The sequence below is a fragment of the Paenibacillus sp. J2L1-98 genome (assembly GCF_056269405.1).
The window spans coordinates 347,574-354,758 of the sequence record NZ_JBWDNW010000005.1; the positions used below are offsets into that span (position 1 = coordinate 347,574).

The 7,185-nt window shown below is 47.1% G+C and carries 7 protein-coding genes and 1 pseudogene; 6 read left to right on the forward strand and 2 right to left on the reverse strand.

Going from position 1 to position 7,185, the window contains the following annotated elements; genetic code table 11:
• The first annotated feature begins 86 nt into the window (after positions 1–86).
• The 5 genes from AC0YNZ_RS13545 to tnpB all read left to right on the forward strand — a co-directional run bounded on the left by AC0YNZ_RS13545 (position 87) and on the right by tnpB (position 5,608).
• Positions 87–971 (forward strand): carbohydrate ABC transporter permease, encoded by an 885-nt coding sequence (locus AC0YNZ_RS13545; RefSeq protein ID WP_475827105.1) that lies wholly within the window; start codon positions 87–89, stop codon positions 969–971.
• Positions 971–1,798 carry a carbohydrate ABC transporter permease gene (locus AC0YNZ_RS13550; RefSeq protein WP_475827091.1) on the forward strand — a complete coding sequence of 276 codons (828 nt, stop codon included), beginning with the start codon at positions 971–973 and terminating at the stop codon, positions 1,796–1,798. Before AC0YNZ_RS13545 ends, AC0YNZ_RS13550 begins: the two co-directional genes overlap by 1 nt.
• 24 nt (positions 1,799–1,822) lie before the next feature.
• Positions 1,823–3,277, forward strand: a complete 1,455-nt coding sequence (locus AC0YNZ_RS13555) for a glycoside hydrolase family 32 protein (protein WP_475827092.1) — start codon at positions 1,823–1,825, stop codon at positions 3,275–3,277.
• A gap of 12 nt (positions 3,278–3,289) precedes the next feature.
• Positions 3,290–4,240: a carbohydrate kinase family protein gene (locus AC0YNZ_RS13560; protein ID WP_475827093.1), complete on the forward strand. Its 951-nt coding sequence runs from the start codon at positions 3,290–3,292 to the stop codon at positions 4,238–4,240.
• 192 nt (positions 4,241–4,432) lie between these two features.
• Positions 4,433–5,608 (forward strand): IS200/IS605 family element RNA-guided endonuclease TnpB, encoded by a 1,176-nt coding sequence (gene tnpB, locus AC0YNZ_RS13565; protein ID WP_475827106.1) that lies wholly within the window; start codon positions 4,433–4,435, stop codon positions 5,606–5,608.
• Between the two features lie 91 nt (positions 5,609–5,699).
• Here tnpB and AC0YNZ_RS13570 read toward each other — a convergent pair.
• Positions 5,700–5,929 (reverse strand): annotated as a pseudogene (locus AC0YNZ_RS13570) (cupin domain-containing protein); the annotation flags it as partial.
• A gap of 327 nt (positions 5,930–6,256) precedes the next feature.
• Here AC0YNZ_RS13570 and AC0YNZ_RS13575 point away from each other — a divergent pair.
• Entirely contained in the window at positions 6,257–6,697 is a 441-nt protein-coding gene (locus AC0YNZ_RS13575) for a cell wall hydrolase (RefSeq protein ID WP_475827094.1), read from the forward strand.
• 252 nt (positions 6,698–6,949) lie between these two features.
• Here the strand turns inward: AC0YNZ_RS13575 and AC0YNZ_RS13580 are convergent.
• The coding region (locus tag AC0YNZ_RS13580; RefSeq protein ID WP_475827095.1) for a transposase at positions 6,950–7,185 on the reverse strand (236 nt) is incomplete at its 5' end.

Consider the following 7,185-nt stretch of genomic DNA (forward strand, 5'->3'; position numbering starts at 1 on the left):
CTTACCCCGTAAATGCAGCGGGGTGAGCCGTTTACTCTTAACAGCGTACTTCAAACGAAATACAAATATGAATGCGAGGGATCATGATGATAACGGAAAAAGGGCTGTGGAATCGCTTGCGACTGCGGCTGCTGTTTACCGGACCAACTTTGTTCGCTTTTTTTGCCGTAATGATTATACCTTTCTTATATGGCATCTACTTGACCTTTACGAATTGGGACGGCATATCGACGACAAGCAGCCTTGTCGGGTTTGACAATTACGTAGCGGTATTTAAGGATTTCGTGTTTTGGAAATCATTTCTGTTAACTTTGAAATATGTGTTCATATCGGTCGCGCTTATTAATTCGGTCGCTTTCCTGCTGGCCTATGTCTTAACGAGCGGCTTGAAGGGACAAAGTATTTTCAGAGCGGGCTTCTTTATCCCAAACTTAGTGGGCGGTATCGTACTCGGTTTCGTATGGCAATTTATTTTTTCCAACGTGTTAGTGTACGTAGGCAAAGAATTGAGCCTTCCGCTGTTCAGCGCTTCGTGGCTGTCTGATCCTAATAAAGCGTTTTGGACGATGATCATCGTCACGGTATGGCAGTATGCGGGTTATATGATGGTTATTTTTGTAGCCGGACTGATGAATGTGCCGAAGGATATTTTGGAAGCAGCCAGTATCGACGGCGCGAACTTATGGACCACCATGCGTAAAATGATTCTGCCGCTTATGGTGCCGTCGTTTATCGTCTGTATCTTCCTGTCGCTCCAAAGATGCTTTATGGTATATGACCTGAACCTTTCATTGACAAAGGGCGGTCCGTTCAAAAGCACGGAAATGGTGTCCATGCATGTGTACGAGAAAGCATTCCTGTCGCGGGATTATGGCGTCGGCCAAGCGGAAGCTTTCGTTTTGTTCCTGCTCGTGGCCACGATTACGATCGCACAGGTATATTTTAGCAAGAAGCTGGAGGTTGAGGCGTAATGGAAAATAAAAACAGAACACTCGAATGGACGAAATTCATCGCCCTCCTCGTTTGCCTAGTGCTGTTTGTATTTCCTTTTTTGATGCTGCTCGTCAATTCATTTAAAGAAAACAAAGCCATTACATCAAGTCCGCTTTCCTTACCGCACAGCTTTAGTTTAGAAAATTACACGAATGCTTTCGGCAAAATGGAATACGTATCCGCTTTTACGAACTCGGTCATTATTACGGTGCTTAGCGTTGTGCTTATTTCTTTTTTGGCAGCGATGACGGCTCATTATTTCGTAAGACATCAAACGAAGCTGAACCAATACACTTTCTTCCTAATGGTAGCGGCAATGATTATACCGTTCCAGGCCATTATGATCCCTCTCGTCAAAATATACGGCTCCATCGGCTTCTTAGACAGCAAATGGGCCCTCATCTATATGTACATCGGTTTCGGCAGTCCGCTTGCTGTGTTTATTTATCATGGATTTGTGAAAAGCATACCGGCTGAGCTGGAGGAAGCGGCGCTTATCGACGGCTGTACGAGAACGCAAACGTTCTTTCGCATCGTTTTTCCAGTGCTGACTCCGACAACGGTTACGATTGCCATTTTGAATGTTTTATGGATTTGGAATGACTTCCTGCTGCCTTCCCTCGTATTGATTGCGCCGGTTGAGCGTACGCTGCCGCTGTCGACCTTTTATTTCTTTGGAACGTACACGGTCGATTACGGGCCGCTTATGGCCGGGCTTATGCTGACCATACTGCCGGTGCTTATCGTCTACTTATTCGCGCAGAAATATATTATCCAAGGGGTTATGCAGGGCTCGATTAAATAATAAGTAAGGGTTGGATGACTTATTTTGTATTCAAGAGAAAATGCCGACAAATTTATTGCCGAACGAAAATATTTGCTGAAAGAGGAGTACCGGCTTTCTTATCATTTAATGGGCGAGTTTGGCTGGATGAACGATCCGAACGGCTTTATTTATTACAACGGCGAATACCATATGTTCTATCAGCATTATCCGTATCAGGCGGCATGGGGCCCTATGCACTGGGGGCACGCGGTTAGCCGCGACCTGATCGAGTGGAAGTATCATCCGGTAGCTCTTGCGCCGGATCAGGATTACGATCGCGACGGCTGCTTCTCCGGCAGTGCTTTCGAGCATGACGGCAAGCTGTATTTAATGTATACCGGGCATATTATTACAGGACCGGATAAGGATAACGATTATCGTCAAAATCAGAACATCGCCGTATCCGAGGACGGAATCCGGTTTGAGAAGCTGGCAAACAACCCTGTCATCGCACCGGAGCAAATGCCGGCCGGCATAAGCGAGAAGGATTTTCGGGACCCGAAGGTATTCGAGCGTGACGGCTTTTATTATGTGGTCTTAGGCTCGAATGACGGGCAGGGCAAAGGACTTATTTTATTATATCGTTCGACGGATCTTATCAACTGGAGCTTCGCCGGCGAAATCGCGCGCAGCGACGGGCAGCTTGGCGACAATTGGGAATGTCCGGATTTGTTCGAGCTGGGCGGCCGCGATGTGCTTATCATGTCGCCGCAGCGCATGCCGGCGCAAGGGGACGACTATCATAATCTGCACTCCGCTACCTATATGATCGGCCGCTTGGATACCGAGCAGGGAAGCTTCAGCTATGACCGTTACGAGCCCGTTGACTGCGGCTTTGATTTCTATGCCCCGCAGACAACAACCGACGATAAAGGCAGACGCATCGTAATGGGCTGGATGGAGACATGGGAGACGGAAATCCCGACGCAGCTCGGTCATTATTGGGCCGGCGCGATGACGATACCTCGCGAGATCGTTATGCAAGGTGAAACCTTGTTGTTTAAGCCGATCGAAGAAACGAAGGCTTATCGCCGTAACGCTTACGAAACATGGAACATGAAACTTGACGGCGACAAAGCTATGAATGTAAGCGGGGACTGCTACGAGCTTGAGGTTGTATTCCAGGCCGAGCAAGCTGAGGAATTTGGCTTGAAGCTGCGGGTTCACGGCGATGAAGAGACGGTGCTTTCCTACCGCCCGGCAGAAAGCCTGTTCCGGTTTAACCGCGATAAGTCGGGAATTGGTCTTGGCGGCGAGCGCAGAACGAAGGTTGAGCTGAAGGAAGGCCTGCTCGCACTAAGCGTTTTTGTCGATAAATCATCCGTCGAGGTGTTTATTCAGGGCGGCGAGAAGGTCATGACCGGGCGAATTTATCCGGGTGCCGATTCTTTAGGTATTCAAGTATATGCCAAAGGCTCTTGTTCTGTGGTATCCTTTAAAAAATGGGATATGAAGTAGGAGGGTCTTACATTGTCGAAATTGTACACAATTGGAGAAGCATTAATTGATTTTATTCCGGATACGCGGGGGATCGAGCTCAAAAATGTCATCGGCTTTCGGAAGGAAGCGGGGGGTGCTCCTGCAAATGTCGCCTGCGCGGTAGCGAAACTGGGCGGCAGCAGCGCATTTATCGGTAAGCTTGGCGAGGACGCTTTCGGCGACTTTCTCGTGGAAACGATGGATGCGGCAGGTGTCGACACGCGCCAAGTGCTCCGCACGAAGGAGGCGAATACGGCTCTCGCTTTTGTCAGCTTAAAGGCCGACGGCGACAGAGATTTTTCATTCTACCGGAATCCAAGCGCCGACATGCTGCTTTCGGAGGACGAGATCAGCGGGGAATGGTTCGCCAAAGGAGATATTTTGCATTATTGCTCCGTTGATCTGATTGAGGCCCCTGTAAAGTACGCGCATCTTAAGGCGATTGCGGCGATGAAGGAAGCGGGCGGCCTTATCAGCTTTGATCCGAACGTGCGGCTTCCGCTGTGGGAGGATCCGGAGCACTGCCGGCAAACGATTTTGCAATTCATTCCGTTAAGTCACCTTGTTAAAATTAGCTCGGACGAGCTTGCCTTTATTACGGGAATCGAGGATGAGCAGGAGGCTATTGCATCGCTGTTTGTCGGCGATGTGCAGGCTGTCGTCTACACACGGGGTTCCGAAGGCGCGGTATGGATTACGCCTTCCTACGAAGCATCCGTGCCCGGTCAGAAAGTAGCGGTTATCGATACGACTGGCGCTGGCGATGCTTTTATCGGGGCATTGCTTTACCAGCTTCAATTGAACGATGGAGTCGTGGAAGGCATTGGCGCTGAGAAGGCGGAGCGGATTGTTTCGTTCGCGAATGCCGCAGCCGCTCTAACGACGACAAGAGCCGGAGCGATATCCTCGCTGCCTCTGCTGCATGAGCTTCCTTCCGTGTAATCGACGCGTAATATTATCCGAAAAAGAGTATCGCTCTCCAGCCGTTCCGGCTGCGAGGGGGCGATGCTCTTTTTTATCATCTTAGTCGAGAAGACTCCCTCTTCAACGTAGTAAGAGGGAGATGAATCGATTTCTTTTTGGTACCTGAATGCGAACATATGTGCTATAATTTGGTTGAGGGGGGTGATTCCAATACTCGTCCATAAAGCCTACAAATTTCGTATCTATCCGAACAAAGAACAAGCAATGCTCATGAACAAAACGATGGGCTGCACTCGTTTTGTGTTTAATTTTTTCTTGGCCAAGCAACTGGAAAAGGATGCTTATTGGCACATTGTCGAAGAAATGAAGCAAAGCGGTCAATTGCCTTCGAACGAATGGAAAGGCAAATTTTTTAACAAATATGAAGCCATCAAAGGCGTTCGGGAGTTAAAACAGCATTATCCTTTTCTTAAAGAAGCGGATAGCATAGCCTTACAAAAATCGCTTGAAAATCTAAACGATTCGTATACCCGCTACTATAGGAAGCAAACTGACAAACCACGCTTCAAAAGCAAAAAGAATGCTTTACAATCGTATACGACCAAACAAACGAATGGCAATATCACGGTGTCGGGCAACTATATCAAGCTGCCGAAGCTCGGTTTGGTTCGGTTTTCCAAAAGTCGTGCGGTCGAGGGAAGAATCCTAAATGCTACGGTTCGCCTTCATCCAAGCGGTAAATACTTCGTTTCACTATTGGCAGAAACCGAAGTGCAGGCGTTGCCCAGAACCCATTCTGCATGCGGGATTGATGTTGGATTAAAGGATTTCGCTGTTGTCAGTGACGGAACCGTCCATCATAATCCGAAGTGGTTTCAGCGATTAGAACAGAAGTTAGCAAATGCACAGCGTATGCTTGCCAGACGAACAATAGGATCTTCGAATTGGCATAAGCAGCGGATTCGGGTTGCTCGTATTCATGAGCGCATTGCGAACGCACGGAGTGATTACTTGCATAAAATCTCTACCGAGATCGTCAAAAACCACGACATCATCGGGATCGAGGATTTAGCGGTAAAAAACCTTTTGAAAAACGCAAACCTTACCAAAGCGATCAGTGAAGTATCGTGGGCGCAATTTCGTGCGATGCTTGCGTACAAAGCAAGCTGGTATGACAAACGGGTGATTGCCGTAGCGCGAAACTTTGCAAGCAGTCAATTATGCTCCTGTTGCGGTACGAAAAACAAAGACGTGAAGAATCTCGCTTTGCGTGAATGGGAATGCCCAAGCTGCGGCAGTCATCACCATCGCGATCTGAACGCAAGCATCAATCTGAGAAACGAAGCCATCAGGCTTCTAACCGTAGGGACTACGGGGATAGCCTAATCACATATTTGCCCGTTAGGGTGAAGTTCTTAGGAATCCCCTTCTTCAAAAATCAATTGATTTTAAGAAGGGGTAGTTCAATTTGTGCGGAGCTAACAGCACCGGAAATATAGTAGACTAACTCGGCCGCATTCTGGTGATAGTGCGGTTCCACAACATTATTGGCACTTAAAAAAATGACTAACAGGGATACAGTTTCCAACGTATTTAATTGTTTGATACCTAATACGTTAATCAAATTGTTTTTGTCCTTTATAAACAAGGGACTAGTATTTACGTCAATTGAGTTGATGGGGATGTGTAATCCATATATGAAACCATAATTTTCGCATCTTTACATCAGCAATTTATATAGGCATTTATATGTCTTACAATTTGATTGGTGTTTATCGTTACTGAAATAAATTTGTGCCCGGGTTGACCATTGTTTTCAATAAGAAAGAGAGGGTACTTGTTCAATGCTAACGGGAGACGATACTCAATGACCAGGGAGCGGTTTGCCGCGACAGCTGCTCCTCATTGTTTATTAAGCGAAAGGGCAGAAGAGTGTGGTGGATCGGCTATTTATTATCGCTCTCTCTTGTGCCAGAGTAACACATCCGTCTCACCTACAATATGATGAGTCTAGAAATCTAAAGAGGTGAGCCAATGGCAGTCGTAAAATCCAGGAAACAGGATATTGATATGTTGGCAAGGTTGCTTCGAGCTGAAGCTGAGACCGAAGGCGAAATGGGCATGCTCCTTGTTGGAAATGTTGGCATTAACCGAATAAGAGGGAATTGCTCCGATTTTAAAGATATCCGGACAATTCCCCAAATGATCAACCAGCCGCATGCGTTCGAAGCATTGCAACATGGTATGTACTATCAAAGCGCAAGAGATAGGGAACGCCGACTGGCGCAACGGGCTGTGAATGGGGAGCGGAATTGGCCAGGCGAATTCTCCCTATGGTATTTCCGTCCAGGAACGTTCGAAAATCCCGGGCCATGTCCGCCAACTTGGTATGATCAGCCGTTCGTAGGACGATGGAAGAAGCACTGTTTTTATCAACCGACCGTGCAAGAATGTCAAAATATTTATAATACGTAAACGTACATTAGGATCTCTTAACCTGACCTGTTACAGCCATTTGTCAGTTGACATGAACTTTATCTCATTAAGAGCCGCGTAAATCGCGGCTTCTTTGGGTTTAGTGAAATAAAGTTGATGTCACGGTCATTATTCGGAAACTATACCCACGTGACAGGCCGTCCGATGTCGGATGACTAGTTCCACAAAACAGCGGCAGTTCAGACTTGAACTGCACCCCGTCAAGTAGACAGTACAAATAACAAAAATCAATTAAGCGGCCTTGGTCCTAAATTCCATCGGACTGAGGCCGTTTAGTTTTGCTTGTAACCGTTCGTTATTGTAAAAGTGGATGTAGGCCTCAATGTCCTTCTTAATCTCCTCAAAAGTATGGTACGTGTGCAAATAATATTTCTCACATTTCAAGGTCCCCCAGAAAGATTCCATTGGACCGTTATCGATGCACCGCCCAACACGGGACATGCTCTGGATCATTTTATTGTCATCCA

Bases quoted from the DNA above. Each gene is read 5' to 3' on its own strand.
- AC0YNZ_RS13545 (WP_475827105.1), top strand. From the start codon at position 87: ATGATAACGGAAAAAGGGCTGTGGAATCGCTTGCGACTGCGGCTGCTG.
- AC0YNZ_RS13550 (WP_475827091.1), top strand. From the start codon at position 971: ATGGAAAATAAAAACAGAACACTCGAATGGACGAAATTCATCGCCCTC.
- AC0YNZ_RS13575 (WP_475827094.1), top strand. From the start codon at position 6,257: ATGGCAGTCGTAAAATCCAGGAAACAGGATATTGATATGTTGGCAAGG.